At 71.1% G+C, this 26,070-nt stretch carries 29 protein-coding genes; 19 read left to right on the top strand and 10 right to left on the bottom strand.

Features of this window, described 5'->3' with window-relative positions:
* Window positions 1–98 precede the first annotated feature (98 nt).
* Both ACFV57_RS26320 and ACFV57_RS26315 read right to left on the bottom strand, forming a co-directional pair.
* Window positions 99–608, bottom strand: a complete 510-nt coding sequence (locus tag ACFV57_RS26320) for a DUF4232 domain-containing protein (RefSeq protein WP_385237168.1) — start codon at window positions 606–608, stop codon at window positions 99–101.
* 181 nt (window positions 609–789) lie between these two features.
* Window positions 790–1,230 carry a hypothetical protein gene (locus ACFV57_RS26315; RefSeq protein ID WP_385237165.1) on the bottom strand — a complete coding sequence of 147 codons (441 nt, stop codon included), beginning with the start codon at window positions 1,228–1,230 and terminating at the stop codon, window positions 790–792.
* Between the two features lie 950 nt (window positions 1,231–2,180).
* Between ACFV57_RS26315 and ACFV57_RS26310 the strand changes: the two genes are divergently transcribed.
* Complete coding sequence (locus ACFV57_RS26310) at window positions 2,181–3,161, top strand: alpha/beta hydrolase family protein (RefSeq protein WP_385237162.1); 981 nt, start codon at window positions 2,181–2,183, stop codon at window positions 3,159–3,161.
* Here ACFV57_RS26310 and ACFV57_RS26305 read toward each other — a convergent pair.
* A complete protein-coding gene (locus tag ACFV57_RS26305) occupies window positions 3,134–3,664 on the bottom strand; it encodes a nuclear transport factor 2 family protein (RefSeq protein ID WP_385237159.1) in 531 nt (176 codons plus the stop codon). The two genes, ACFV57_RS26310 and ACFV57_RS26305, sit on opposite strands and share 28 nt — an antisense overlap.
* Before the next feature lie 17 nt (window positions 3,665–3,681).
* Window positions 3,682–4,290: a TetR/AcrR family transcriptional regulator gene (locus tag ACFV57_RS26300; RefSeq protein WP_385237156.1), complete on the bottom strand. Its 609-nt coding sequence runs from the start codon at window positions 4,288–4,290 to the stop codon at window positions 3,682–3,684.
* 251 nt (window positions 4,291–4,541) lie between these two features.
* Here ACFV57_RS26300 and ACFV57_RS26295 point away from each other — a divergent pair, with 251 nt between their 5' ends.
* A complete protein-coding gene (locus ACFV57_RS26295) occupies window positions 4,542–5,087 on the top strand; it encodes a hypothetical protein (RefSeq protein WP_385237153.1) in 546 nt (181 codons plus the stop codon).
* Window positions 5,088–5,134: 47 nt separating this feature from the next.
* Here ACFV57_RS26295 and ACFV57_RS26290 read toward each other — a convergent pair whose 3' ends face one another.
* The 3 genes from ACFV57_RS26290 to ACFV57_RS26280 form a co-directional block, all read right to left on the bottom strand.
* Window positions 5,135–6,394, bottom strand: coding sequence for a mannosyltransferase family protein (locus tag ACFV57_RS26290; protein WP_385237150.1), 1,260 nt, complete (start codon window positions 6,392–6,394; stop codon window positions 5,135–5,137).
* 78 nt (window positions 6,395–6,472) lie between these two features.
* The gene (locus tag ACFV57_RS26285; protein WP_385237147.1) at window positions 6,473–6,874 is read right to left on the bottom strand and encodes a hypothetical protein; all 402 of its coding nucleotides are present in this window, start codon (window positions 6,872–6,874) and stop codon (window positions 6,473–6,475) included.
* The gene (locus ACFV57_RS26280) at window positions 6,867–7,364 is read right to left on the bottom strand and encodes a SigE family RNA polymerase sigma factor (RefSeq protein WP_385237177.1); all 498 of its coding nucleotides are present in this window, start codon (window positions 7,362–7,364) and stop codon (window positions 6,867–6,869) included. The genes ACFV57_RS26285 and ACFV57_RS26280 overlap by 8 nt, the downstream gene beginning before the upstream one ends.
* Before the next feature lie 647 nt (window positions 7,365–8,011).
* Here ACFV57_RS26280 and ACFV57_RS26275 point away from each other — a divergent pair.
* The 7 genes from ACFV57_RS26275 to ACFV57_RS26245 all read left to right on the top strand — a co-directional run bounded on the left by ACFV57_RS26275 (window position 8,012) and on the right by ACFV57_RS26245 (window position 13,766).
* The gene (locus ACFV57_RS26275; RefSeq protein ID WP_385237144.1) at window positions 8,012–8,533 is read left to right on the top strand and encodes a toxin-antitoxin system HicB family antitoxin; all 522 of its coding nucleotides are present in this window, start codon (window positions 8,012–8,014) and stop codon (window positions 8,531–8,533) included.
* A 105-nt stretch (window positions 8,534–8,638) separates the two neighbouring features.
* Window positions 8,639–9,529, top strand: a complete 891-nt coding sequence (locus ACFV57_RS26270; RefSeq protein ID WP_385237141.1) for a DUF4097 domain-containing protein — start codon at window positions 8,639–8,641, stop codon at window positions 9,527–9,529.
* Window positions 9,530–9,569: 40 nt separating this feature from the next.
* The gene (locus tag ACFV57_RS26265; protein WP_385237138.1) at window positions 9,570–10,580 is read left to right on the top strand and encodes an ATP-binding cassette domain-containing protein; all 1,011 of its coding nucleotides are present in this window, start codon (window positions 9,570–9,572) and stop codon (window positions 10,578–10,580) included.
* Window positions 10,580–11,371, top strand: a complete 792-nt coding sequence (locus ACFV57_RS26260; protein ID WP_385237135.1) for an ABC transporter permease — start codon at window positions 10,580–10,582, stop codon at window positions 11,369–11,371. The genes ACFV57_RS26265 and ACFV57_RS26260 overlap by 1 nt, the downstream gene beginning before the upstream one ends.
* Window positions 11,372–11,443: 72 nt before the next feature.
* On the top strand, window positions 11,444–12,712 hold the full coding sequence (locus ACFV57_RS26255) for a cytochrome P450 (RefSeq protein WP_385237132.1): 1,269 nt from the start codon (window positions 11,444–11,446) through the stop codon (window positions 12,710–12,712).
* A gap of 3 nt (window positions 12,713–12,715) precedes the next feature.
* Window positions 12,716–12,949 (top strand): ferredoxin, encoded by a 234-nt coding sequence (locus tag ACFV57_RS26250; protein WP_385237129.1) that lies wholly within the window; start codon window positions 12,716–12,718, stop codon window positions 12,947–12,949.
* 424 nt (window positions 12,950–13,373) lie between these two features.
* Window positions 13,374–13,766, top strand: coding sequence for a hypothetical protein (locus tag ACFV57_RS26245; RefSeq protein WP_385237126.1), 393 nt, complete (start codon window positions 13,374–13,376; stop codon window positions 13,764–13,766).
* 142 nt (window positions 13,767–13,908) lie between these two features.
* Here the strand turns inward: ACFV57_RS26245 and ACFV57_RS26240 are convergent, their stop codons facing one another.
* The gene (locus tag ACFV57_RS26240; protein ID WP_385237123.1) at window positions 13,909–14,646 is read right to left on the bottom strand and encodes an acetoacetate decarboxylase; all 738 of its coding nucleotides are present in this window, start codon (window positions 14,644–14,646) and stop codon (window positions 13,909–13,911) included.
* Between the two features lie 150 nt (window positions 14,647–14,796).
* On the opposite strand from ACFV57_RS26240, the gene ACFV57_RS26235 reads away from it, so the two are divergent.
* Complete coding sequence (locus ACFV57_RS26235; protein WP_385237120.1) at window positions 14,797–15,669, top strand: 3-hydroxyacyl-CoA dehydrogenase family protein; 873 nt, start codon at window positions 14,797–14,799, stop codon at window positions 15,667–15,669.
* 65 nt (window positions 15,670–15,734) lie between these two features.
* The gene (locus ACFV57_RS26230; RefSeq protein WP_385237117.1) at window positions 15,735–16,349 is read left to right on the top strand and encodes a TetR/AcrR family transcriptional regulator; all 615 of its coding nucleotides are present in this window, start codon (window positions 15,735–15,737) and stop codon (window positions 16,347–16,349) included.
* Between the two features lie 45 nt (window positions 16,350–16,394).
* On the opposite strand, the gene ACFV57_RS26225 is transcribed toward ACFV57_RS26230, so the two are convergent.
* Window positions 16,395–16,913 carry a lytic polysaccharide monooxygenase auxiliary activity family 9 protein gene (locus ACFV57_RS26225; RefSeq protein ID WP_385237114.1) on the bottom strand — a complete coding sequence of 173 codons (519 nt, stop codon included), beginning with the start codon at window positions 16,911–16,913 and terminating at the stop codon, window positions 16,395–16,397.
* A gap of 311 nt (window positions 16,914–17,224) precedes the next feature.
* On the opposite strand from ACFV57_RS26225, the gene ACFV57_RS26220 reads away from it, so the two are divergent.
* From ACFV57_RS26220 to ACFV57_RS26205, 4 genes are all read left to right on the top strand, one after another.
* Window positions 17,225–17,692: a YbaK/EbsC family protein gene (locus ACFV57_RS26220; protein WP_385237111.1), complete on the top strand. Its 468-nt coding sequence runs from the start codon at window positions 17,225–17,227 to the stop codon at window positions 17,690–17,692.
* A 117-nt stretch (window positions 17,693–17,809) separates the two neighbouring features.
* Entirely contained in the window at window positions 17,810–18,325 is a 516-nt protein-coding gene (locus ACFV57_RS26215) for a 2,4'-dihydroxyacetophenone dioxygenase family protein (protein WP_385237108.1), read from the top strand.
* A 261-nt stretch (window positions 18,326–18,586) separates the two neighbouring features.
* Complete coding sequence (locus tag ACFV57_RS26210) at window positions 18,587–19,273, top strand: DUF4232 domain-containing protein (protein ID WP_385237105.1); 687 nt, start codon at window positions 18,587–18,589, stop codon at window positions 19,271–19,273.
* A gap of 166 nt (window positions 19,274–19,439) precedes the next feature.
* Complete coding sequence (locus ACFV57_RS26205) at window positions 19,440–19,745, top strand: hypothetical protein (RefSeq protein ID WP_385237102.1); 306 nt, start codon at window positions 19,440–19,442, stop codon at window positions 19,743–19,745.
* Between the two features lie 82 nt (window positions 19,746–19,827).
* On the opposite strand, the gene ACFV57_RS26200 is transcribed toward ACFV57_RS26205, so the two are convergent.
* The gene (locus tag ACFV57_RS26200; RefSeq protein ID WP_385237099.1) at window positions 19,828–20,730 is read right to left on the bottom strand and encodes an aminoglycoside phosphotransferase family protein; all 903 of its coding nucleotides are present in this window, start codon (window positions 20,728–20,730) and stop codon (window positions 19,828–19,830) included.
* 238 nt (window positions 20,731–20,968) lie between these two features.
* Between ACFV57_RS26200 and ACFV57_RS26195 the strand changes: the two genes are divergently transcribed.
* The 4 genes from ACFV57_RS26195 to ACFV57_RS26180 all read left to right on the top strand — a co-directional run bounded on the left by ACFV57_RS26195 (window position 20,969) and on the right by ACFV57_RS26180 (window position 25,858).
* Window positions 20,969–22,861 (top strand): polymer-forming cytoskeletal protein, encoded by a 1,893-nt coding sequence (locus ACFV57_RS26195; protein WP_385237096.1) that lies wholly within the window; start codon window positions 20,969–20,971, stop codon window positions 22,859–22,861.
* Window positions 22,862–23,048: 187 nt separating this feature from the next.
* Entirely contained in the window at window positions 23,049–23,600 is a 552-nt protein-coding gene (locus ACFV57_RS26190) for a hypothetical protein (RefSeq protein ID WP_385237094.1), read from the top strand.
* A gap of 59 nt (window positions 23,601–23,659) precedes the next feature.
* Window positions 23,660–25,324 carry an alpha/beta hydrolase gene (locus ACFV57_RS26185; protein ID WP_385237091.1) on the top strand — a complete coding sequence of 555 codons (1,665 nt, stop codon included), beginning with the start codon at window positions 23,660–23,662 and terminating at the stop codon, window positions 25,322–25,324.
* A gap of 6 nt (window positions 25,325–25,330) precedes the next feature.
* The gene (locus ACFV57_RS26180) at window positions 25,331–25,858 is read left to right on the top strand and encodes a hypothetical protein (protein ID WP_385237088.1); all 528 of its coding nucleotides are present in this window, start codon (window positions 25,331–25,333) and stop codon (window positions 25,856–25,858) included.
* The last annotated feature ends 212 nt before the right edge of the window (window positions 25,859–26,070 follow it).

Raw genomic sequence — 26,070 nt, 5'->3', positions numbered from 1 at the left:
GGTCGCCGGGTGGCCCGCCACGGGCGGTCGGGCGGGGGGCGGACGTCGGGGCGGTCACCCGCCCCCGAGCGCAGCGGGCCGGGGCGCCCGCGTGAAGGTCAGGCGCCGCTGCCGATCGGGCCGATGAGGGTGCCGGCGGCCACCGTGAAGCTGCCCTCGGCGAAGGACGCGCCGGGGATCTCCCCGTCCGGTGCCTGGAGCGTGAACGACGCCTCGTCGGCGGGGGTGGTGCGGCCGAGGTTGGGAACCTGGATGTCGAAGTGCGCCGGGTGGCCCGGTCCGAAGGTCACCACGGTCCCCTGGTCACCGTAGCGGCCGGCCGAGATCCCGAGCTGCGAGCCGTGCTGCGAGAACCGGACGTCGGTGGGCGAACCGGCCAACTTGCAGGACGCGTACCCGTCCGGCGCGGTCAGGGTCACGCGGTAGTGGCGGTGCCCGGAGCTGCTGGGCGCCGGGGTGATCTTCGCGGTGTGGTTGGCCGGACGGCAGGCGGAAGGGGCGGCGCCGCCGGCCGCCGACGGTGAAGCCTGCGCGACTCCCGCACCGGCGGCGCCCGCCAACGTGAGGGTGGCGAGGGTGACGGCGATCGTCCGGTTGGTACGCATCATGGATGTTCCTTGCCTTGTTTCAAGGGGCACTTGGTCGACTCGATCCCTGCCCGCCGCTTCCGCGAAGAATGTCGGCTCCTTCGACGACGGCTGAAACCAGTACATGATCATGCCGTCCGGCCTCCGCCCTCCGCGCGCGGCCCGGCCCTGGAACCCGGTCACGGGCCGGAGCGGCAAAGCCTCACCTGCTCCGGGGAGAAGCCGTACGCAGTGCGGGGCCGCGGGTGCGGAAGGCCGCCGCGATCAGGGGTACGGAACACAGGCCCTGCAGCACGCCGTACCACAGCGGGCAGACGCCGGGGATCGCGTCGACGCCGACGATCGCGACCGGCATGATCGCGGTGAGGGCGCGCACGCGCTCGAAGGGCCGTCGCGCTCCCTGTGCGGCCCGGACGGTCAGCCGGTGAAGTACGGGAGCGATCGCGAGCAGAACGGCGGCCCGCACCCACATGAACGTGGACACCGTGTGACCGCTGATCGCCACCGCGGCCACCGCCAGGAGGACGAGGGCGCAGAGAACGCCGTAGAGCGTGACGCACTTCCTCACGGTCTCGAAGGCCCGCTTGCTGTCGGGGTGGTCGAGGTGTGCCGCCCCGGCCGTGATGTCGCTGGTGTTCGCCATGATTTCCTCCGTCGTGTCGTGATCTCGACGCTATGGAGCGCGTCGGCGGTGAGGTACGGGTCTGGACGTACGGGAGGGTGGGGCCAGACCCACTCCTGTGCCGCACCGGCAGGGCGAGGCGCCTGAAGCCCGGTCGGGACGGACCTCCTGCCGGTGCGGCGGGCGCTGAGGAGGCGGGCGCAGGGCGGAGCTGGACAGGGCCGCCCGCGGGGGTGGACAAGCGCACACAGCCTCAGGTGGTGACGGATTTCTGAGCGGAGACCCCTTCACCGGAGGCGCCGCATGGAGAACGCCGGCGCCGCCCTCACCTCCACCAGCCAACTCCTGGCGGAGCCGGCGGGGAACTGGACCGGTGAGCGCGGCAGGAAGATCATGCCGATCGTCATGAGCCTGGTGCCCCCGGCAGTAGCCGGGCCCGGTCGGCGTGCGTGTCCACGGGGGTGAGCGGGAACAGGCCGGGCTCCGTCAGCCTGCTCGGCGGGGCTCTGCCGACGTCGTCCATCGCGACCGGTCACACGAGGACTACCGGCTGGGGCTACCCCTACCGGCAAGAAGCGGGTCTGCCCCAGTGACCCCGCCGGGGGCCGACGGTTGGATGAACGCGGGTGCCGCCTGCGAGTGGTCGGTGCCCGTCCGCAGCCGCACCCCTCCCGAGGGACATCCCCATGACAGGCAGTGCCGAGCCCCGGTTACCGTACCGACGACTCTTTCGGCCGCCGCGGAGGGCGGTACTGCTGGCCGGTGCCGCGCTGGTCCCGGCGCTGAGGAGGGCTGCGGCCGTACCCGGGCCTGCGGCCGCACCACCCGCTCCCTCGCCCGCTCTCTCATCGGCGACCCGGTTCACGCTGCCCGCCCCGACCGGCCGGCAGTGCATCGGCACGGTGTCGCTGCACCTCGTCGACCGGTCTCGCCCCGACCCCTGGGTGCCCGGTCAACCGGTCCGACAGCTCATGATCCAGGTCTGGTACCCGGCCGCCACCGTCCACGGCATTCCGAACGCACCGTGGATGACGCCCGCCATCGCGCGCGCGTACGAACAGGCGAACCGTCTCCCCGCCCTCCCGTGGCCGACGACCCACGCGCACCCCGGTGCTCCGGTGCGGCGGCACCGGGGCGGAAGGCCCGTGCTGCTCTACTCCCACGGCCTGCGGGGATGGCGAACCGAGGCCACCGCCCTTGTCGAGGACCTCGCCAGTCACGGCTACGTCGTCGTCTCCATCGACCACACCCACGACGCGTTCGCCATCGAGTTCCCCGACGGGCACCTGGAGACTGCCGCCATCCCCGAACTCACCGACGACAACGAGGTCGAACTGACCACCAAGGCGGTCGACGCCCGGGTGGCCGACACCCGATTCGTCCTCGACCGACTCGCCGCGATCAACTGCGGACACGACCGTGACGCCGAACAGCGGCCGCCGCCACGTGGTCTGCGGGGCGCGTTCGACCTCGCGCGCCTGGGGATGTTCGGGCACTCGGACGGGGGCGCCACCACCGCGGCGGCCCTGCACGACGACTCCCGCCTCACCGCCGGGGCCAACCTTGACGGAACCCTGTGGACCGCCGCTGCCGTCGGCGGTTCCGAGCGTCCGCTCCTGCTGTTCGGCAGGAACGAGCCGGACCGCGGAAGGGACGCCGGCTGGGACGCGTTCTGGGCCAGGCAGCGCGGCCCGAAGCTGTGGCTCACACTCGCCGGGGCGGCCCACGACTCCTTCATCGACTTCCCCCTGCTGCTCCGCCAGGCGGCGCCCCTCCTCGGCCTCCCGCCGGACGAGGTCGACAAGGCGGCCGGCACGATCGACGGGCACCGCGCGGCCGAGGTGGTACGCGTTTACGTCAACGCCTATTTCGACCGATACCTGCGCCGGCGGCGGACCGACCTGCTCGACCGGCCGTCGGTGCGCTATCCGGAGATCGGGTTTGTCCCCTGACGACCATGCCTCGGCCGCTGCTCTTCGCCGCCGTCCGGCCCTGCGGCCCGGCGCAGATGGCGGCTCGTGTCGCCGCTGAGACGGATACGGACGCGCCGCTCCACGAAACGCCAGTGCCCGTCGCGCCGCTCGAAGCGGTCGTGGTAGCGGCCGCAGGCGATGGGCTGGAGCGGCAGATCGGGCAGCGCCTGCAAGACGGTTACGTACGAACGCGAAACCGCCGTGCCCGCCTGTTCGTCGACCTCGACCGCGAGGTTCGTCGTGACGTGCTGCGTCCGGGGTGTGCCGTCGGAGTAGACGATCAGGGTGTCCCGGAACATCCTCTCGATCGCTTCGCGCCCGCGCACCGGCGGGCCGCTCGCGATGAACGTGGCATCGGCGAGCAGGCTGCCCAGCCCCGCGAAATCGCCGTCGTCCACGAGCTCGGCGTAACGTGCGATCAGGTTTTCGACGGCCCGGTGGCCCGACGGCGGACCGGCGGCCTCGTGGGCGGGTGCGGACATGCTCTGCTTCTCCCGGCTCAGGCAGGCGGCCAGCCCCGCAGGGCCATGTCGGCCACCAGCTGGAGGTCCTCGGCGGTGGCGCCGCTGGCGGCCTGGACGGCGATGCCGTTGGCGACGGTCATGATGTAGCGCGCGAGCAGTCCGGGATCGGTGCCGGGGGCCAGGTCGCCTTCGTCGACCGCTTGCCGGAACCGGTCGCGGAGGAGGGAAATGGCCTCGTTGCGCCAGGTGATGAGGGCTTCGCGCGCATTGCGTCCCGGGTCTCCGGCGGCGAGGGAGGCCTGGACGCCGAAGCAGCCGGCGGGGCAGCCGGGGCGGGTGGTGGCCCAGACGGAGCCGTTCAGGAGTGCGGTGGCCACCCGGCGGGCGGTCGGTTCCTGCAGGGCCCGGGCTCCGTACGAGGCGGGGCCTTCGGTGTACCGCTCCAGAGCCTTGCGGAACAGGTCCTCCTTGTTGCCGAACGCCGCGTACATGCTGGTACGGGTGATGCCCATGGCGCTGGTGAGGTCGGTGAGGCTGGCGCCTTCGTAACCCTGTTCCCAGAAGACCCGCATGGCCTGTTCGAGCGCCTCGTCGACGTCGAAGCCTCTCGGCCGGCCGATCGGCGCCTTCCGCTGCGTCTCCATGCCCTCGATCGTACCTTTTCCGTACCAGCCGGTGCGGAAGGCCGGCAGGCGGCGGACCCGCCATCCGGGCCAGGCTCTCGGGGCGGACCGGCATGGCGACGGTCCGACGGCGCGGTGTGTCCGGATGCTGGTGTTCGGACCAGGCAGGAGAGAGCGTGGACGAATCCAGCCAACAAGGAGCCCGCCGGGGAGCCCGTCGCGAGGCTGGTCAGGATGCCCGTCAGGGGCCGCGGAGTTCGGCAGCCACCGGTGTGGGCCGTGACGCTTCCGGTCAGCCGGGGGTCATCGGCATCGGACTGGCCGCCGTACTGACGGCCGCGCTCGCGCAAGGCTCGTGGCAGTGGTTCGCGACGTACATCGGGGTGACGCTGCTCGCGGTGATCTTCGGCTTCTACCGACTGCCGGTGTGGACGGGCGGCCTCCGATCCACGTACGTACGGAATCTGGCGGCGTACGCGATGGTCGTCGGCCTGTGTGCGGCGATTGCGCTCGCCCCCATGCTGCAACGCTGGGCGTGGCTGTTTCCGATGCCGGGCACCCGGGGCAGGTGCCCCGCGCTGGGCACCTACGAGAGCATCCGAACGGAGGCGGCGCTCTCGGACCTGGCCGGTCGCGACCGGGCCGCGCTGGCTCAGGCGCAGGACGTCAACAGCCATGCCGCCGTAGCCGACTGCCTGTCCGCCACCACAACCCTGTGGTTGCCGGTCTACGCGGCCGGAGCGGCCGTGCTGGTGGCCCTGGGGGCGTGGGCCCTTGACCGGGCCCGGGCGCGGAACGAGGTGTCCGCGGCCGCTTGAAGCGACCGCGGACACCTCGTGCCATGCCTTGTCACCCGGTCACCCGGTCACCCGGTCCAGCGCCCCGTGAGGAAGGTCAGGGCGAACACGGTGCTCAGGGGTGCGACCAGGCAGACGTACGCGGTCTTGAACCTGGGGCTGCGCAGGCTCCAGGCGGCCAGGATGATCCACAGCGGCCACCACAGGAGGGCGGCGCGGGGGATGGAGACGTACCAGTACGAGGTTCCCAGAGCGCACAGGCTGAGGGCGACGTAGACGGTCTCGGGCCACTGGCGCCGGCGCGCCAGGACGGCCAGCAGCACCACGCCGACGACCATGGCGACCAGTTCGGCCTGGAACATGAAGGCGTAGCCGGTGCTCTGGGCGTGGTCGAAGGCGCTGTTCCACGTATTGGCCCAGGCTTCCCAGGGCGTGTGGAACACGCGGAACCAGCCGCGTTCCTGGGCGTGCTTCCAGGCCATCCAGTCGCCGGTGTGGGCCTGGAGGTACCAGCTGAAGAGGGCCAGCGGCAGCGCGGGCAGGGCCAGCCAGGGCAACGGGCGCAGGTTGCGGGTGTGGCGGAGGGTGAGGAGGAAGTGGGTGGCCAGGGCCGCGGCGAGGAAGAGGCCGCTGACGCGTACGGCGGTGGCCGCGGCGGTCAGCGCCATGGCCAGGGGCCAGTTGTGGCGTCGGGCAGCGAGCCAGGCGGGCAGGGCCAGGGCCAGGAAGAGGGCCTCGGTGTAGCCGACGGCCAGGAAGACGGCACACGGGGAGATCAGGAAGAACAGGACGGTGCGCTGTCCCGCCGCGGCGTCGGGCAGGTGGTGCCGGGCGATGCGGTCCAGGGCCAGTACGGCGACGGCGCCGGAGACGAGGGAGATCGACAGGCCGGCCAGGCCCCAGTTCGGCACGACGAAGTGCACCGCGCGCAGCACGAGGGGAAAGCCGGGGAAGAAGGCCTCCCGGTTGTCCCAGCCGGGCTGCCACGGCCCGGCCTGGTCGGGGAAGTAGCCCTGCTGGGCGATGTGCTGGAAGTGGTCCCAGTCCCAGTGCTGGAACGGCGCGAGGAGCGGACCGGGGTCCTGGGCGGCGGGATCGGAGGGGAACAGCCACCGGGCACAGTAGGCCGTCAGCCATATCCCTATTCGTGTCGACAGATACAGCCACAGGATGTCCCGGTCCGCGGAGCCGAGGCGCCAGGGCACCCGGCCGCGCATTCCCCAGCGCGCCCGGCCGCTCCGTACGGCGGGTTCCGGAGGGCGCGGAAGGGGCCGGGGCGTCGCCGGGGAGTGGGAGTTCTCGGGCGCGTCGACGGATGAAGGGGGCATGACGGGTTCCTCGGAAGTGTGAGCAGGCAGGGGGGATCGCCCGGTGGTGGTCCGCCGGGTTGACGAAGACGAGCCGGCTCAGGGCGGTTCGGTGGCCGTTTCTCGCGTGGCGCCCGGGGGAGGGGAGCTGGCAGTGGAGCCCGGAGGTGGTGAACTGACCGTGGACTCAGGAGCGGGAGGGGCGGAGGAGCCGGGCGCGGTGGACACGGGGGACGGCTGCCGGTCCGGAGACGGCCGCCCGGACGAGGGCGTGCCGGCCGGGCCCACCGGGGCCGGTGTGCGCGAGAGCAGCGTGGCAACGGTGGCACCGCCACCACCGGCGACCAGGCACGCCACCGTCACCAGCGCGGCGACGCGGCGCCGGCGCACCCGCCGCCCGCGCGCGGCGATCTCGGCGACCGGTGCGGCGAGGGCGCCGTCTCGTCCGACGTCGGCAGCTTGCTGGAACAGGGACCGCAGCGGGTCCTGGGTCTCAGACACCGGGCGCCTCCTCGATGCGCGGGTCGTGCAGTCGGTCAGCGAGTGCCTTGCGGCCACGGCTCAGGTGCGTCTTGACGGTGCTGGACGACAGCCCCGTCTCGCCCGTGATCTGTTCGACGGACAGGTCGCAGAGGTAGTGCAGGGTGAGGGTGCGGCGCTGTTGGGCAGGCAGGTCACGCAGCGCCTCGACCAGTACGACCTGCGCCGGTTCCGGGCCTTCGACATGGGGCGGGGCGCCCCTGCGCTGCCACGCGTCGGCGCTGCGGCGCAGGTGCCGCCACCGGCTGACGCCCAGCCGCCAGGCGACCGTACGGATCCACGCCTCCGGCTGCCCGCTCCGGTCGAGCTGCCGGCGCCGGTTCCAGCCCCTGACGAACGCCTCCTGCACCACGTCCTGCGCCTCATGCAGGTCGCCGAGCATCACATACAGCTGTCCCGTGAGCCGCGCGACCGTCTGGGCGTAGAACTCTTCGAACTCCTCGACGGTCAACAGCCACTCCCGGATCTCTCGCTTCACCTGCCATACGCCCCCCGAGCGGCGTGCGGTCGACACGCGAACCGAGAAATCATCGTGACGCTCATCACGGAACCAATCGGCGCAGCAACCCCTCGCCACCAGCCGGACCGGCCGCACGGACGAACGCCGGCGGCCCGGCTCCCGGCCCCGCGACGCGGAGGGCTGCCGAGGGGCCGCAGCCGGGCCTCGCGCGCGTGGATCACTGCTCAGGACCGCACAAAAAATACCTCGACGCCACCAGCGACCCCGTGGCGGGGCCGAGCGGCCCGGTGTCGGACCCGCCCGGAAGCCGCAGGTAACGGCCGAGGGGGCGCCGGTGGAGAGGGGCGTAGCCGATCCATCCTCGACGCCCGCTGCCCCCGATGGCGGACGCCGATGTCGATACCGACGCTTCAAGCGGGTGATGCCAGCCCGGTGGCTTGATGGCGCCAGGGTGGCGCCGGGATGGTGCCGCGGTGGCGTCGTCTTGGTGTCACCGCAGTGCCACTACGCGCCGAATCCTCTCCGATGCGGCGCCACGACACGTCACTTCTCCTGTAAACCCGCAGGTCAAAAGCCTATGCGCCGCAGAGGGGCCACTCTGGCTCGCCATGGTGCCATCGATGTGCCATGATGGCGTCATGGACCTCACGCCCTACGTCGACACCCTCCGGCAAGAGCTGGCCGTCGCCGCGGACGCCGGCGGCGACGACGCCCGCGCCCTCGCCGAGCGGCTCACCGCCCCCCTGGAGTCCGCCGCCCGTCTGACCCTCCTCAACGCCTTGTCCGCCGCGATGGGTGAGGTCACGCGGGAGCTGGCGCCGGGCTCGGTCGACGTACGGCTGCGCGGGCTCGACCCGGAGTTCGTGGTGACGGCGCCGCCGGTGCCCGAGCCGTTGCGGGAGGTCCAGGAGCCGGTCGCGGAGCCCGTCGCGCCCGCGCCGCCCGCGGACGTCGACGACGGCGCCATGGCGCGGATCAACCTCCGTCTCCCCGCCCACCTCAAGGCCCGTGCCGAGAGCGCGGCGGCGGCGGAGGGCCTGTCGGTCAACGCCTGGCTGGTGCGGGCCGTGTCCACCGCCGTCGACGGCGGGCAGCGTGCGTCCCCGCCGGAGCGCGCCAGGAGCACGGGCAGCCGTAGCTTCACCGGCTGGGTCCGATAACCCCACCCCGCCCCGCCTTCACCGACGGATCGCCGATCCGCCGGCGCCCCCTTCACCCGCCGCACCGGCGAGAACACCGGCCCCAGCCAAGAGGACGGCACAGCCATGCCTGTTTTTGACACGCCCGAACCGATCGTCGCCACCATCGAGCTGGATGCCGGCACCGCCCGCATCGTCGCGGGCAAGCGCACCGAGACGGTTGTCGAGGTGCTGCCGCGCAACAGCTCGGACGACAACGACGTACGCGCCGTACAGCAGACCCAGGTCACCTACTCGGGCGGCCGCCTCGCGGTCAAGACCCCCAAGAAGCGGTCCCTGTTCGGCAAGCCGGGCGCCATCGAGGTGAGTGTCGAGCTGCCCGCCGGATCCGGTGTCCGGGGGACCACGGGCCTGGGCGGCTTCTTCTGCGAGGGCAGCCTCGGGGACGTCTCCCTGAGGACCTCGCTCGGCGACCTCCAGGTCGACGAGGCGGCCCGCGCCGAGCTGAAGACCGACCTCGGCGACATCCGCCTCGTCGTCTCGACCCAGGACATCGAGGTCACCGGCGCGGGCCGGATCGAGATCGGCACCGTCGCCGGCGCGGCGACCGTCAAGAACGGCAACGGCGCCACCGAGATCGGCGAGGTCGCCGGGGAGCTGAAGACCAACGCGGCCAACGGCGACATCTTCGTCGAACTTGCGCACGGCAGCGTCGGCGCCAGGTCCGCGAACGGCCGCATCGACATCGCCGTCGCCCGCGCCGGAGTCGACGCGTCCTGCTCCAGCGGCGGCATCCGCGTCGGCGACGTCACCCGCGGCCGTATCGACCTGCGCACCTCCGTCGGCGACCTCGAAGTGGGCATCCACGAGGGCACCGCCGCCTGGCTCGACACGCACACCAAGTACGGCACCGTACGCAACTCGCTCGGCGCCGCCGACGGTCCCGCGGACTCCGACGAGACCGTCGAGGTGCACGCCCGGACCGCGACCGGCGACGTCATCATCCGCCGCGCCTGACCGGCGCGGCACCGACCACCCACCCCGAGAGGAAAGCGGCATGACTGTCACCCAGACGTCCGCGCCGTCCGCCGCGACCGCGACCACGGCCGCGCCGGCGATCACCGCCACCGGGCTGCGCAAGTCCTACGGCGACAAGCTCGTGCTCGACGGCATCGACCTGACCATCGCCGAAGGCACCGTCTTCGCGCTGCTCGGGCCCAACGGCGCCGGCAAGACCACCACGGTGGAGATCCTTTCCACGCTCATCGACGCCGACGCGGGCGAGGCCTGGGTCGCGGGCCGTCATCTGACGCGGGCCGCCGACGCGGTGCGTTCCGCGATCGGCGTCACCGGCCAGTTCTCGGCCGTCGACAATCTGCTGACCGCCGAGGAGAACCTGCTCCTCATGGCGGACCTGCACCACCTCGACCGGCGCGAGGGCAAGCGGCGGGCCACGGACCTGCTGCGCCGCTTCGACCTGTCGGCGGTGGCGGGCAAGACCGCCGTCACCTTCTCCGGCGGGATGCGGCGCAAGCTGGACCTGGCGATGACCCTGGTCGGCGATCCGCGGATCATCTTCCTCGACGAGCCCACCACCGGACTCGACCCGCGCAGCCGCCGCACCATGTGGGAGATCATCCGCGGCCTCGTCGCCGACGACGGCGTGACCATCTTCCTGACCACCCAGTACCTCGAAGAGGCCGACCAGCTCGCCGACCGTATCGCCGTGCTGGACCACGGCAGGCTGATCGCCGAGGGCACCGCCGACGAGCTGAAGCAGCGCATCCCCGGCGGTCACATCCGGGTGCGGTTCGCCGACGCCCGGGGACTGGAGGCCGCCGCGGGACTCTTCGGCATCGCCACGCGCGACGAAGAGTCGCTCACCCTGCAGATCCCCGGTGACGGCTCCCTCCCGAGCCTGCGGGCCGTCCTCGACACCCTGGAGTCCACCGCCGTCCAGGCCGAGTCGCTCACCGTGCACACCCCCGACCTCGACGACGTCTTCCTGACCCTCACCGGTCAGCCCCGCCCCGCCGACAACGCCGCGCCGCACAAGGAGAACGCCTGATGGCCACCGTGTCCTACGCACTCAGAGACTCCAGGACGATGCTGCGGCGCAACCTCAAGAAGGCGCTGCGCTACCCGTCCCTGACGCTCACCGTCGTCATCATGCCCGTCATGATGCTGCTGCTGTTCAACTACGCCTTCGGCAGCGCCCTGGGCAGCGGTATCGGGGCATCGGCCGCCGGCGGCGGCGAGTACATCGACTACCTCGCGCCCGGCATCATCCTGATGGCCGCCACGTCCGGCGCCCTGACCACCGCGATCAGCGTCTGCATGGACAAGAGCGAAGGCATCGTCAACCGCTTCCGTACGATGCCGATCTCCCGCGCCTCGTTCCTGACCGGCCATGTCGTCGGCAGCGTGATCCAGACGATGATCAGCATCGCCCTCGTCGTCGCCGTCGCGCTCCTCGTGGGCTTCCGGCCCGACGCCACGCCCGTCGAATGGCTCGCCGCGATCGGCCTGCTCGCCCTGCTCACCCTGGCGCTGACCTGGCTCGCCGCCGGCATCGGCCTGGTCGCCAAGAACCCCGAGACCGCCAGCAACATCCCGATGCCGCTGACGTTCCTGCCGTTCCTCGGCAGCGCCATCGTGCCGACCGACTCGATGCCGACCGGCCTGCGCTGGTTCGCCGAGTACCAGCCGTTCACGCCGATCATCGACACGCTGCGCGGCCTGTGGCTGGGCACCGGCATCGGCTCCAGCGCCGCCATCGGCCTCGCCTGGTGCGTGGGCCTGAGCCTGGTCGGCTACCTGTGGGCGCGCCACACCTTCAAGAACGGCGCCAAGCGGTAACCACCGCTCCCCTCGAACCACTTCACCGCACCGCGTCATCCCTACCCAGCCTGACGATCATCAGGAGACCTCATGTCGTACGACCCGACGGCACCCGGCACCACCACTGCCGCCGACACCGCCTCTGCCGACGTGACCACCGCCGAAGAGCTGCCGACCCTGCCCACCGACCGGCGCACCGGCTGCCCCTTCGACCCGCCCGCCGAACTCACCGCGCTCGCCGACAAGCCGCTGCGCCGCATGCGCTACGCCGACGGACACATAGGCTGGCTGGCCACCGGGCACGCCGCGGCCCGCACGGTCCTGTCCGACCCGCGCTTCAGCTCGCGCTACGAACTCCAGCACCTGCCGATGCCGATGGCGGGCCTGGAGGAGATGACAGCGATACCGCCGGCGCCGGTCGGCGACTTCCTCGGACTCGACGCCCCCGAGCACACCCGCTTCCGACGGCTGCTCACCGGCAAGTTCACGGTCCGCAGGATGCGTCAGCTCGGCGAACGCGTGGAGAAATTCACGGCCGACTGCCTGGACGCCATGGAACAGGCCGGGCCCACCGTCGACCTGGTGGAGGCGTTCGCACAGCCCGTGCCCGCGCTCATGATCTGCGAACTGCTCGGCGTGCCGTACGCCGACCGGGACCGCTTCCAGCGGCATGTGGCGACCGTCTTCGACCAGTCCACGGACGCGGAGGCCAGGGGCGAGGCGTTCACGGCCGTCCACCAGTTCATCGGCGAACTCGTGGCCGCCAAGCGCGCCGAACCCACGGACGACCTGCTCAGCGATCTGACCTCCGCCGACCTCACGGAGGAGGAGCTGATCGGAGTCGGCGGGGTGCTCCTGGCCGCCGGACTCGACACCACCGCGAACATGCTCGGCCTCGGCACCTTCGCCCTGCTGAGCAACCCCGACCAGCTGGACGCCCTGCGCGACGCCCCGAGCCTGGCCGAGCAGACCGTCGAGGAGCTGCTGCGCTACCTCAGCGTGGCCGACCCCATCCCGCGCGCCGCCCTCGAAGACGTGGAGATCGAAGGCCAGTTGGTGAAGGCCGGCGAGACGGTGACCGTGTCCGTGCAGGCCGCCAACCGCGACCCGCACAAGTTCCCGGACCCGAACCGGTTCGACATCCACCGCAAGGCCACCGGTCACGTCGCTTTCGGACACGGCGCCCACCAGTGCCTGGGCCAGCAGCTCGCCCGTATCGAGATGGCCGTCGCGTTCCCGGCGCTCTTCGCCCGCTTCCCCACCCTGCGGCTGGCGGTGCCGCCGCAGGAGGTGCCGCTGCGCGACCGCGCCAACATCTACGGCGTGATCAGCCTGCCCGTCACCTGGGACAAGGAGTAGCCCATGAGCGATCCACGAGAGCCGCTGCGCATCAGCGTCAGCCGTGACCGCTGTGTCGGCGCCGGCATGTGCGTCCTGACGGCCCCCGGGGTCTTCGAGCAGGACGACGAGGAAGGCCTGGTGCTGCTCCTGCAGCCCGCCCCGGCCCCCGAACACCGGGCCGCCGCCCGCATGGCCGTCGGCCTCTGCCCCGCCGCGGCCATCAAGCTCAACTCCCCGCAGTCCTCGGACTCGTAACCACCGAGGCACTGCCGGGACCGAGAACCCCGCACCGTACACCGGTGGGGGGCTCTCGCGTGTACGGCGCCAGGGGCTCACTTCCGCGCACTGTGGAGAGCGCCTTTTCGCCGCGTGCGCCTTTTCGGCAGGGGACGCAATGCGCGAGAAGGCATACGTGCCCCCGTTGTTGGGAAACCTGCTGGTGACGTCGGCGAATTCCTGGGCAGGGAGAGCGCGTCCGAGCCGTGGGCCGGTGAGCGGCGACGCGACCGTGTCCGACCGGATCGCCACGCCATTTCCTCCCTCGTGAACGACGCTTGCCTCTCGGTGACGCGCGCTGAATGGACGAGCGGTGCCCTGTCGAATCCGTACCCGCCATCCAGTGTGCGACAAATCGGCTCGCTACGCGCCGAGCAGCACGGTGAGAAGAAAAGGAACCAGCATGGCCAAGAAGAAGTCCGACTCCAAGGCCCGGCCGGGCACGGAACAGGCCGAGGAGACCCTCGGCTTCGGGCGGCAGCCCGAGACGGCCGAAGCGGGCCTCGCACCGACCGCCGCTCCCCAGGCATCCGCAGCCGTCGCCCGCGAGAAACTCCTCAGGGCCATCGCCCGCGAGGCCACCGCCATCAGGAAGGCGAAACACAAGGGCCGGTCCTGCAAGGCGCTGGAATCCCTCGCCCACGCGTACGCGCTTGTCGCTTCTCAGGAGACGCACAGCGGTCCCCACGCATCTGCCCATACCGGCAGCGGCGGAAGGGGATTCCTCCCGTCGATGCGCACCGCTTTTCTGCCCAAGGGGACGAATATCAGGAAAGACAAGCACGACGGCGATTGACGGTCGGCAACGGTCGCCAAGGGGCGTACCCGCAGTCGGCATTCGCTCCGTGGCGGTCCCGATCCGTGGCGGTCCCGATCCTCGGCGGTCCCGATCAGTTTCCGGTGCGCCGAGGGGGTGGCACCGCGGCGTCGGCCCGTCCTCAGGCGGCGAGGTAGTCGTGCACCGGCTCGGCGGGGGCGAGGGTGAGGTCGGTCAGGATGTGGCAGGCGTCGACGACCTCGCGTACGGGCAGGTCGGCCAGGGGCGCCATGACGTGCTCGAAGAGCTGGAGGCGGGCCGGACCGCGCCACGCCTCCTTCACGGTGACATCGGTGATCTGCATCCGGACCAGATCGCAGACGCGGGGCCGGAAGTCGTAGCCGGGGACCGTCTTGACGGCGAAGGCGGGCACGGTGATCTGGTCACGGGCCTCCTCCGGGGCGAGCGGCTGCCACTTGTAGGCCATGGTGGCGGTGGCGACGCGCTCGCTGCCGTAGTCGAGGGTGCCGACGAGGGCGCCGCGCTCGTGGCGCAGCGCGGGCTCGCCCGCCACCTTCGGATAGGCGCTCAGTTCGCGGCCGGCGGCGGTGGCTCCGAAGGAGTCCAGGTACATGGCGTGCAGGTACTCGCCGTGTTCGGCTCCGTGACGTACGGGAACGACCTGGCCGCACTCCGTGTACGGACCGTAGCCGTCCACCTCGTTCATGCGCATGACCTCGAAGCGTACGAGGGGCTCGGTGATCTCCAGCGGCTCCGGGACCACCGCGCGCAGGGCGTCCGGATCGGTGCGGTAGACGACGTTGAAGTACTCGCGGTCGGTGAAGCGGGTGGGCCGCGGGGGATAGAGCGGGACGGTCAGGGGGGTGGTCACTGCGGCGGTCACCTGGTCGGCGTGCATGGTGCTCCTCGGGAGGGCGACGGACGCCCCTTCGCTTGCATACAGGGTGTATCGGATACACACTGTATCGAGAAGTCGGGTGGTACATCCACCCGCGTTCCGGCCCCGCACCCCCTCCCGCTGCGGGGCCACGAGACAGGAGCAGCAGCCATGAGCACCACCCTTCCCGCCAACCCCCAGGACCGCCCGGTCGCCGTCATCGGCGCCGGCACGCTCGGCCGCCGCATCGCCCTGATGTTCGCCACCCGGGGCGGCCTGGTCCGCATCTACGACCCCGCGGCCGAAGCGGGCGAAGCGGCCCGCGCCTATGTGGCCCGCGAGCTGCCCGAGGTGGTGAAGACGATCGACAACGGCCGTCCGGGCACCGTCGAGGCCGTGACCGATCTGACACCGGCCCTCGCGGACGCCTGGCTGGTCGTCGAGGCCGTACCGGAGCGCCTGGACCTGAAGAAGCGTCTCTTCGCGGACCTCGACGCGCTCGCCGAGCCGGACGCCATCCTGGCCAGCAATTCCTCGTCCTACGCGACGAGCCACCTCGTCGACAGCGTGCGCACCCCCGAACGCCTGCTGAACCTGCACTTCTACATGCCGCCCCGGCAGAACGCCGCCGACGTGATGTCCTGCGGCCGCACCGACCCCGGCGCCGTCGAGCTGCTGCTGAGGGTGCTGCCCGACTACGGCATTCACCCGTTCGAGGCCCGCCGGGAGAGCACCGGCTTCATCTTCAACCGCGTCTGGGCCGCCATGAAGCGGGAAAGCCTCGCCGTGGTCGCCGAAGGCGTCTCCACACCGGCGGACATCGACCGCATGTGGCAGGTCAACACGGGCGCCGCGGCCGGCCCGTTCCGCCTGATGGACGCCATCGGCCTGGACGTCGTCCTGGACATCGAGAACCACTACGCGGCCGAACGCTCCGGCCTGCCCGAAGGGCCCCGTGAGCTGCTGCGCACGTACGTGGACGCGAACCGCCTCGGCGTCAAGACCGGCGCCGGCTTCTACGACGACTACCAGCAGCAGGGCTGACGACGGGCCCGTAACGGGCGGGCACGTACCCTTCGGGAGGAACCATCACCTGCAGGGAGCGGTACGTGCCCAAGTCCCCCACCAAGCGTCGCCCGGCCACGGTCGCCGCGCTCACCGACAGCGCGCTCGCCCTCTTCGCCGAGCGCGGCTTCCACGCCACGTCGATCAGTGACATCGTCCAGCGGGCCGGGCTGACCCGTGGCGCCTTCTACTCCAACTTCCGGGACAAGGAAGAACTGTTCCTCGCCCTGTACGACACGCACACCGACCGGCTCCTGTCCGAACTGCGGAACCAGACCGCGTCCTTCACGGACGCCGCCGACCCGGTGGGGCGCGTCTTCGACCTCCTGGCCACGCACGATGCGCAGGAGCGCTCGTGGTTCCTGGTCTCCATGGAGTTCACGCTGCACGCGGCGCGCCACCCGGACGTCGCGCGCGCCCTGGCCGAACACGAGGAGCGCCTCAACACCGGCCTCGCCGAGATCCTGGGGCGCTGCATCGAGTCCGGCGGGCACCCGCCCGATGTCTCTCCCACCGCCCTCGCCCGCCTGGTCGTGGCCCTCTACGAGGGCCTCACCGCCATGCGCGTCACCCACACGACCACCGACGCCGACCCCACCCCGCTGGCCCGCCGCGCCCTTCCCCTCCTCGTACGCGCTCTCGGGGCGCCGGGGGAGTGAGGACGGGGGCGGTGCGGGCGGCGGATTCGTCCGCGGCCGGGCCGGTCAGCCGCGGATGTTCACATCGGTGCAGGCGTAGAACGCGTTGTCGGTGTCGGCGATGTTCCAGACCGCCAGCACCTTCTGTCTGCCCCGGATGTCGCCGAAGTCCACGCGGTGCTTGACGAACTGGGGCGGCTGCGCGCCGCCGTCGTCGAACTCGGCCACCTTCCGGCCGCCCACGAAGTACTGCCAGGTACTCGTGCTGTGCTGCGCGGTCAGCTGCCAGGTGAACGTCTTCGACGTGCCGACGTCGTGCACCTTCCAGCCTTTGCCGTCGACATCGAGGTCGGAGAACTGCGCGTTGCCGCCGCTGCAGCTCTTCAGGCCCTTGGGGCCCTCCACGGCGTCCGGCTCCCATTTGACGGGGCCGCACTCCACGCTTCCCGCGAAGCACTGGTCCTGCCGACTGGCGGGTGAGGTGACCCAGCCGTGCGCGCCGGCCGAGTCGGCGGGCAGGCTCACGGCGATGAGCGGTGCGATGCCCACGGCGATGACGACGGTCAGCTTCCTCTTCGCGTGCATGCCAACTCCTCCCGGGGGTGGGCCGCCGCGCGGAGACGGAGGCCGATGCGCCTGAGCGGCAGCGGAGCGGTCGTCCGTGCGGGAAGTGACCGGCAACTGCGGGGTGGTCGACCGGGGCTTCCGTCCGGCATTAGTCCAGACCATAGCGAATGGCTGTACGCGGTCAAGTGGTGGTGCTTTGCCATCCTCCCGGGACGGTCCGTACGCTCCGGTGCCGAGACGAGGGCGAGGGCGACGGTTCGGCGATTCAGGTCGGCGGCACGATGCGCCGTGCCGTCAGGAAGCGAATCATCCGTACGTCTGGAGTACCAGTGACGTCAGCAGTCGAACACGTCCGCACCGCTCTGACCGCGCACGGCCACGTGGGCGGCATCACCGAACTGCCCGGCCCGGCCCCCACCGCGGCGGCCGCCGCCCACCTGCTGGACTGCCCGGTCGGCGCCATCGCCAACAGCCTGGTCTTCGAGGCCGACGGCGCTCCGCTGCTCATCGTGGCCAGTGGCGCCCACCGGGTGGACCTGAAGAAGGCGGCAGCTCACGTAGGCGTACGGAAAGTCCGCCGCGCCACCCCGGAGTTCGTCCTTGAGGCCACGGGCCAAGAGGTCGGGGGAGTGGCGCCCATCGGGCACCCCGCGCCGCTGCGGACCCTGGTGGACACCACGCTGGCCGACCACGACCAGGTGTGGGCCGGAGCGGGGCTGCCGCACACCATGTTCCACACCACCTTCGAGGAACTCCTCGCCCTGACAGGAGGCGAGGCGGTTTCCGTGGGCGCGTGATCGGGGCCTTCCGTCTGTGCCCAACCGTCCTGGAAGTCACTGTTGCGCCGGGGCGGGGGAGTCGAACATGGCCGTACCCGCGAGTCCGCACCAGTGCCAATGGGAAGGACATCAGCAATGACGATCAGCTCGAACTCGGGTGCGGACAGCCTGGCCGCCGCCGAAGCCAGGCTCGACCGGCGCCGGGACCAGTACGCGCTGCCCGAAGGGCATATCGCGGAGGCGGCCTCACCGTGGCTCCCCTTCGTCCCGCACGTGATGATCAAGCATCTGACGTTCGACGTCCGCAGCAGCTCGGCCGCGAACGTCCTGTGGGTGCAGGCCGGCGGAGCGCTGGGCCGCCACCGCCACCGTGGCCCGGTCTCGGGTTATGTGCTCGATGGCAGCTGGCGCTACCTGGAGTACGACTGGGTCGGCCGGCCGGGTGACTTCATCCGGGAGAGCCCGGGCCGCACTCACACCCTGGTCTCCGAGGCGGGCATGAAGACCGTCTTCTGGCTGAACGGGCCGGTGGAGTTCCTCGACGAGCAGGACAGGGTCACCGAGGTGATCGACGTCTTCTGGTTCATCGACCACTACGAGCGCGGCTGCCAGGAGCAGGGCATTCCGATCAACAGGGCGCTCTATCTGTGATCCCGGCTGTCGGTGCCGGCGCGCGGCAAGGGGCTTGCGCGGCTTCTCGGCCTGCCGTTCGGGCTCCGGCGAGCCCCGAACCTGTGGCAGGTCTTCGCGGTCGCCGATCGTCCGTCAAGGGTGCGCAAGGCCGGTATGGCGGTGGCGCCGCGGGGCGTTAGTCGGGTGTTAGCGAAGCGGCAGTCTCCTGCCAGCGGCCCCGGAGAGAGTGGGTGTCGTACCGAGGAGACAACGCCACCGACTGTCCTGGGGGGACCCGAAATGCGCTCCAGCTCCACCGCCCGTACCGCCCGCCGCCGTACCCTGCGCGTTGGCGCCGCGGCGCTGACCGCGGCCGCCGGTCTGACCCTTACGGCCTGCTCCGGCTCGGAGGCCGCCGGCACGAAGGCCGCGGCCCACATGGATACGGAAGCGGCCGCCGCGGCGCCCGAGGGCAAGCAGGAGGGCAGCCCGAACGCCGCCCGAGGCGGGAAGGCGGGCTCGGATGCCGAGGCGGGCGCTGACGCCAAGACAGGTTCGGGTGTCGAGCGCTGCCACACCTCCAGCCTGACGGCGGCCTTCGCGACGGGTGAGGACGCCACTCCGGACCCCGACGCGGGCGGTTCCACGACCACCAGCATCGTGCTGACCAACAAGAGCAGCCGTACCTGCAAGATCGGCGGTTTCGCGGGTGTGGACCTGACCTCCGAGAACGGCGGTCAGCGCTGGTCGCTGGCCCGCTCCTCGGCCGAGCACGGCTCGATCACCCTGGGCCCCGGGGACAGCACCGACTTCACGGTCAGCCTCGGCATGGCCAAGGAGAACGACGAGGGCTCCTACCAGCCCGCCCACGCGGTCGTCACCCCGCCCGACGAGACGACCTCGCTGACCCTGAAGTGGCCCTGGGGCCCCCTCGTCCACCAGGACGGCGCCACCCACCCGGCCACCTTCGTCAACCCCATCGGCTGACCCCCTCCTCACCCCCTGAGTGGCCGTGGCCGGGCGACCGAAGACGTACCTGCCCGCAACGGAACGGCCAGCCTCCGCCCCGGCCGGGCGGGTCCTTCCGCGACGCACGCGACCACCCCCCCGGCCGACGGACGGCAGACTCGAAACCGCCGGAAGGAATGAGTCCATGAGCGCACAGCCGGTACACCACGGCGACGGCGGCCCATCGCCGTTGCCCCGCACCCAGAACGCGGTGGCCGCGGCCCTGCCGACGGCCGACCGCACGGCGTTCCGCCGGGAGATGGGTGAGGCCGACGAGACCGAGTTGCTGAGCGTGCTGCGCCGCTGGTGGCTGTGGGCGAGCCTGTACGCCACCCCGCTGCCGGACGACGTCCGTACGGACACCGAGACCGGGGCCGCGCCTGGGACGCCGGCCGGCGTCGCACTGTGCCAGGCCGCCGCCGACGGCGAGGCGTGCGCCGACGAGCGATGACGTCTCGGCCCTCCGGCATGAGGCGGGGGAGGCTGCGGCAGCTCCGGCAGCGGGCATCGGATGACGCCCGGTCGCGCCGTGCCTACGTCAAACCGTCTCTCAGAACACGATCGAGTGCTGCCCGGCCTGCGGGTCCCCATGCCGGCTTGCCGCCAGGCAGGCCCCGGTCGCCGTTCCGGCCCATGAGCATCAGGAACAGGCTCTTCAGGGCGGCCAGCCCGCGGGCGCGCCGGATCGTTCCCTCGTCCGCCTGCGCGTATGCGTCGAAGAAGGGGGAGGCGGCGCCGGCGGGAAGAATCACCCACGCGGCCGCGAGGTCCCACGCCGGATCGCCGGCGAACATGTCACCGAAGTCGATCACGCCCGAGAGCGTCCCGTCCGAGACGACGACGTTCGCGGGATGAAGGTCGCCGTGCACCCAGAGCGGCGGGCCCTCCCACTCGGGCGCCGCGACGGCGTCGTCCCAGACGGCCCGGACGGCGTCGGCGAGATCGTCGGGGACGACGGCGTCGAAGAAGTGGTCGAATCCGTCCGTGCACTTCTTGGGGTGGTCGCCGCGGTCCCCGCTGACCGGCGCGTCCTCGGGCGCCTCCACGTGGAGTGCCTTGAGGAAGCCCGCCAGAGTGCCGGCCGCGTGGTCGCCGCGGCTTATGGAGGTGTGGTCCAGCGGCTCGCCGGGGACCCACGTCATGACGGTCCAGGGCTTCGGAAAGCGTGCGGACGGTTCACCGATCCGTACGGGGCCGGGGACCGGAAGCGGCAGGCGCGGGGCCAGGACGGGCAGCCACCGGCACTCGTTGCGCAGGAGGTCCGGCGCACCTTCCGTACGGGGCATGCGCACAGCCAGGTCGTCCCCAAGGCGCCACATCTGATTGCCCCACCCACCCGCTACTTCGCGAATGGCCAGTCCTGCGAGGTCCGGATGCTGCTCCCGCAGCAGGTCATGGACCAGGCCCGCGGTGATCTCGATCTCGGAGTCGGTCATGCGAAGCCACCCTACTGGGGCAGGGTTGCGGCTTCGCTCGTGGTCCGCGGCCGGCCTTGCCCTGGCGCGCTGGTGCGGGAACGTCGGCAGGCCCTGTTTCGGTCAGCGTGGGTCTGGTTCGCGCCGGTTATGACGCGTCGGCGTTCTTGGGTTGTCCGGTGGGACTGCGGTATGGACCATACGGGGACTGGCCCGCGAGGGCGGGCGCGTGCAGCAGAAACCAGGGGGGTTTTCAGCGGTGGCTTTCCTTGCGTACAACATCCTCACCGACCCGGCTCCGCTCCAGGTGTCGGAGGCGGGCGGGACGTCCAAAGGGGCGGTCTACATCGTCGTCTCCAACCCGAAGGACAAGAAGTTCTCCTGGCTCTCCCTCAAGGTGCGGGTGCCTTTCGGGCAGCAGGAGAGTGCCCTGACGTCCGATCCGAAGGCGGTCACGGCCCGGGTCCTGCCGGACCCGGCGCGGACGCCGGACGAGGAGCCGCTGACCGACTGGGACCCCACGACCGGTGTCTTCACCGTAACTCCCCGGCTGGCGTCCCCTCCGGCCCTCCCGACCCCCACGCCCTTGCGGGAGAGCGGGTCCATGATTTTGGCGCTGGAGGGCTTCCCGGTCTCCAGCAAGCCGGGGCCGGTCCTGCTGCAGTTGACGGAGGCTGTGCAGAACGGCCCCTGGGGTGAGGAATCCCCCGTGACGCTGAGCCTGATGAAGCAGGCTCCCACGGCGCCGCGCAACTTCCGCCCGAAGCACTCTCTGGTGGCCGCGGGGAAGGACGTCGCCCTGCAGTGGGCGGGGACCGACGCCTTCACCTATCAGATCCATGGACCGGACGGCCCCTCGAAGAACCCACCGCAGAAGGCCGGGACCGGCTGGGAGTGGATACCGGCGGCGGGTGAGGAGCCCAAGCGGGACGCCACCTACACCCTGACAGCCACCTCGGTACCGGGGCAGCAGCAGCCGGAACACATCCTCACCACCACCGTCCACCTGCGCAGCCCCGAGTTCGAGAGCGTCACCGCCACCAACGGACTCCACACCCCGTGGGCGAAGGGCACCGACCAGGGCAAGGGGCGGATCACCTTCACGGCACAGGGCGCACAGATCCGCAACGACTCCAACGCGCCGGGCACCATCTCGGCCGCCGAGGCCGACGTCGACAGCGTCACCACCACATCGGTGCGGGGCCGCGGCAACGACGCCGGCTGGGTCCGGTTCCCGCCCACCGGGATCACGGTCGGCCACGGCGGTGGCAGCGACCTGGGGACCGTCACCGCCGACAAGGCGGACCTGAACGGCGTCAACACCGCGTGGGTGCAGGGCCGCAACGCGAGCGACGGGTGGATCACCTTCCCCCAGACCGGCGTGCACGTGTTCAAGGACGGGAAACGGGAGTGGGGGACCGTCGACGCCGACAAGGTGGACCTGAACGGTGTCATCACCAAGTGGGTGCAGGGGCGCGGCAACAGCGCCGGGTGGATCGGGTTCCCGGACACGGGGTTGAACGTGTACCAAGGCGCCGGAGACCACCAGTGGGGGACCGTCGCCGCCGCCAAGGCCGACCTGGACGACCTGGTCACGCACCGGGCCCAGGTCAAGGATCGGCTCACCCTCCAGGGCGGGCTGACCGTCGACAACGTACTGGAGACGCAGGACGGCCCGCCGCGGCTGGTCGTCCACGGCCGGCTGGACGCCGAGGGCGAGGTGAACGCCGACGGGAACGTCGTCGCCGGGCGCGACCTCACCGTCAACGGCGACCTGCGGCCGATGCGGAACCTGGAGGTCGGGGGTGCGGTCCGCGCGGGCGACCTGACGGCCCGGGGCAAGCTGACCACCGAGGACAGCCAGTTCCCGCTGATCGTCCACGGTGAGTCGCAGTTCGAGGGCAAGGTGAACGCCAACGGACACCTGTCGGTCCGCAACGGCGGCGACTGGATCGTGCACACCAAGGACGACCAGGTATCGGTCAACGGAGGCCTGCGCGTTCAGGAGGATTCGCTGTTCATCGGAAAGGTGAACGCCAACGGGCGCCTGGCGGTCCGCAACGGGACCGACTGGCTCGTGCACGTCAACGACGACCAGGTGGCGATCCAGGGCAACCTGCGGGTCCACGGCGCGTTCCACTCCGACAGCTGACGGCTGCGCTTGGCGGCCGCCCGGCCCTGTGCCCGGCGGTCGCCCGGCGGCTGTCCGGCGACGGCCCGGCCGGGCGCGGACTCCGACGGCGGCCTCGGTGTGTGGCCAGTACAGGAGCGTTGTTAATGTTTGCCTCTGTTGTCTTGAGGCCTCCTGCGGAGGAGACCGAGGAAAGCAGGGGAGCCAGGTGGCAGGCACGACGGACGTCGATCCGGCGGAGCTGCGTTCGGCCGCGCAGGCGGAGGACGCCGTCGCGGACGACATGAAGGGCGCGAACGACAAGGCCCTGGCGGATGCCCGCGCGGCGGCGGACTCGCTCGACGGCTGGTCTTTCGGTGCCGCCCTGCGGACCGTCGCCGAGAGCTGGGCTCCGGCACTGAACGGGATGCACGACCGGGCGAAGGCGGGCGCGGCGAACCTGCGCAAGTCGGCCGAGGGGCACGAGTGGAACGATTCCCTCGTCTCCCAGGACTTCGAGAAGGCGGCCGACCCCCGGGCGAGCACCGCGTCTGCCGTGTCGGCCATGTCGGTCAGGTCCACTGCCGGTGGCGGCGACAGCGGTGGTGGCGGGACACCTGGCTTCACCCGGCTGACGCCCCCGGCCGGCCCCGCTCTGCCCCGGACGGGCGGCCCCCGCGTCGATCCGATGCCTGTTTACGAGCCGGACGTCGTCGGCGGCCCCGCCCCCGACCCCCACCCGGAGCTGCGCCCGCAGCGCTCCGGCTCGCCCTTCGGGTGACGCAACCTCGTAGAGACGGCTCGACGTGACCACGCACAAGACCACGGGGCGGCCCACGCATGGCTTCTGACTACACCCGCCTGCTGAAACAGGACTTTTCCGACAGCGAGGCAGCCGACAAGGCCTGGCACCGGCTTTCCACACGGATGGACGAGCTCGGCGGGCGGCACCGGAGCAAGGTGACCGGCCCGCTGCACGCTCACTGGAAGGGCGACGACGCCAACGCCGCCCTGTTCTATCTGGAGGACCTGGAGACCCGCTTCGGCATCGTGCGTACGGAGGCGATGGCCATCTCCGAGGCCATCGGCCTGGCCCGGGCCGGCATGCTGCTGGCCCAGAACCGGCTCCGTATCGCGGTGAAGGAGCTGGAGGCCGAGCACTTCCATGTGGACGACGAGGGGGTCGTCCACCCGCCCAAGGGCCGCGAGGAGCCGCAGGAGGGCGAGACGGAACAGGACCGGCTCGACCTCTTCTCGAAACTTGAGTACTACCAGGTCCAGCTCAACGACTCCGTACACGACGCCCGCAAGGCCAGCGACGACGGCGCCAAGGCACTGGCGCAGCTGAACGGCGACATCCTGCAGGGCAACATCGACGACGCGGCCGGCGAGGCGCGCGACGACGTCGAGCAGGCGTCCAAGGCGCTGCACACCGACCTCGGCAAGCCGTATCCGCCCGGTGACCCGAAGGACGCGGCCGAGTGGTGGAAGAATCTGCCGCAAGATCAGCGGGAGGCCTATGCGGCGCTGCATCCGGAGATCATCGGCAAGACCGACGGCCTGCCGTCCGCGGTGCGCGACGACGCCAACCGGCTCGCTCTCGAACAGGAGCTGGGTGCGATGGAGAACTACGAGTACCACGACAAGTACTCCACCGACGACTACAACAAGCGCCTCAATAACCTGCTGACCCTGCAGCGGGAACTCGACAGACGCGACGGCGCGAAGGACGGCGACAAGCTCTACGTCCTCGACTACGACTCCGCGGGCGACGGCAAAGCCGTCATCGCCCTGGGGAACCCGGACACCGCCGACAACGTGGGAGTCCAGGTGCCGGGAACCGCCACCACGATGGAATCCGCCGAAGGGCAGCTGGAACGGGTGGGCAAGCTGCGGCGCTCGGCGCAGGACGCGGACCCGACAGCGAAGACCTCGATGGTCTACTGGCTCGGTTACGACGCTCCGGAGATTCCCGTCTCGGAGGCGGGCAACCTCGACGTCGCGGGCAAGGGCCGGGCCGATGACGCCGGCCCGGACCTGCGGCGCTTCACCCACGGACTGCGGGCTTCCCACGAAGGCGGCGAGCGGGCCAACCTCACCGTGCTCGGGCACAGTTACGGCACCACCGTGGTCGGTTCCGCGGCGTCCGGAGGCGGCGGCCTGGACGCCGACAACATCTCCGTCGTCGGCAGCCCCGGCATGGGGGTCGACCATGCCGAGGACCTCAATATCGACCCCCGGCACTTCTACACCGGCATCGCCGAGGACGACCCCATCCGCAATGTCACCGACCTGACCTTGGGCACCACACCGAACAAATCGGATTTCGGCGGTACCCGCTTCAAGGTGGACACCCACGGCCACAGTGGCTACTGGGACGACGACAGCGACAGCCTCAACAACCAAGGAAAGATCATCGCAGGCCAGCCGCCCACCGAGCGCCACGACAAACCGCTGACCCCCGTCGTCCCCGTCGCCCCCGGCGGCCCCGCCTTCGTCCAGTGACCGGCCATGACCAGACCACGCCTTTCCCTGATCCTCACGGCACTGACGGCCGTACTGTTCGCCGGAGGCTGCATGTCACAGCAGACCGATGACCCCAACAAGCCACTGCCGCGCAAGAGCCGGGCAGACGCCCTGACCTGGGCCAAGCAGTACACCGCCACCATGGCCCACTACGCACAGGTGCAGAGCGCGGACGACCCCGCGCCCCGCGAATCCTTCGAGAGGTGCGTCGGGCGCAACGACGAGGTGCCGGAGGACGGGCGCTTCACCCTCACCTACACCCGCTACGCGCACCTCCCGCAGGACCGGCACATCGAGGCCGTACGCAAGGTCCGCCGGGCCCTGGAACAACACGGTGTCCGCGTCACCAGCTACGAAGAGCGGCCCCAGCGCCCCGAGGCGGTGCTCTACGGGTTCCACGACCACGATCGGTTCAGCCTCATCGCCGATTCCGTGAAGCCGCCCAACCTGCTGCGCTTCTCCGTCACCACACCGTGCTTCCTCCCGCCGGGCGCGGAGCAGCAGCGGTTCTGACGCCCGGTTGCTCGTGACGCAGGCGGCGGTGGTGCCGTGCCAGGGCTGTCGGGAGAGCGGGGGAGTGGGAGGGGCCCTCTTCCGGGTACGTGGCATGCGATCTGCCGGCGCGTTGCCGCAACACCCACCGGAGCACCAGGCATGACCTGGGCATCGGAGTGTTGCGGACCGGGCGACGGGAGCGGCAACGGGCCCGGAATGTTGCCGGTTCG

Origin of the sequence: Streptomyces sp. NPDC059788, from assembly GCF_042732265.1 — a bacterium.
GTDB lineage: Bacteria > Actinomycetota > Actinomycetes > Streptomycetales > Streptomycetaceae > Streptomyces.
The sequence above is the reverse complement of the archived record's forward strand: the minus strand, read 5'-3'. Positions and strand labels throughout refer to the sequence as shown.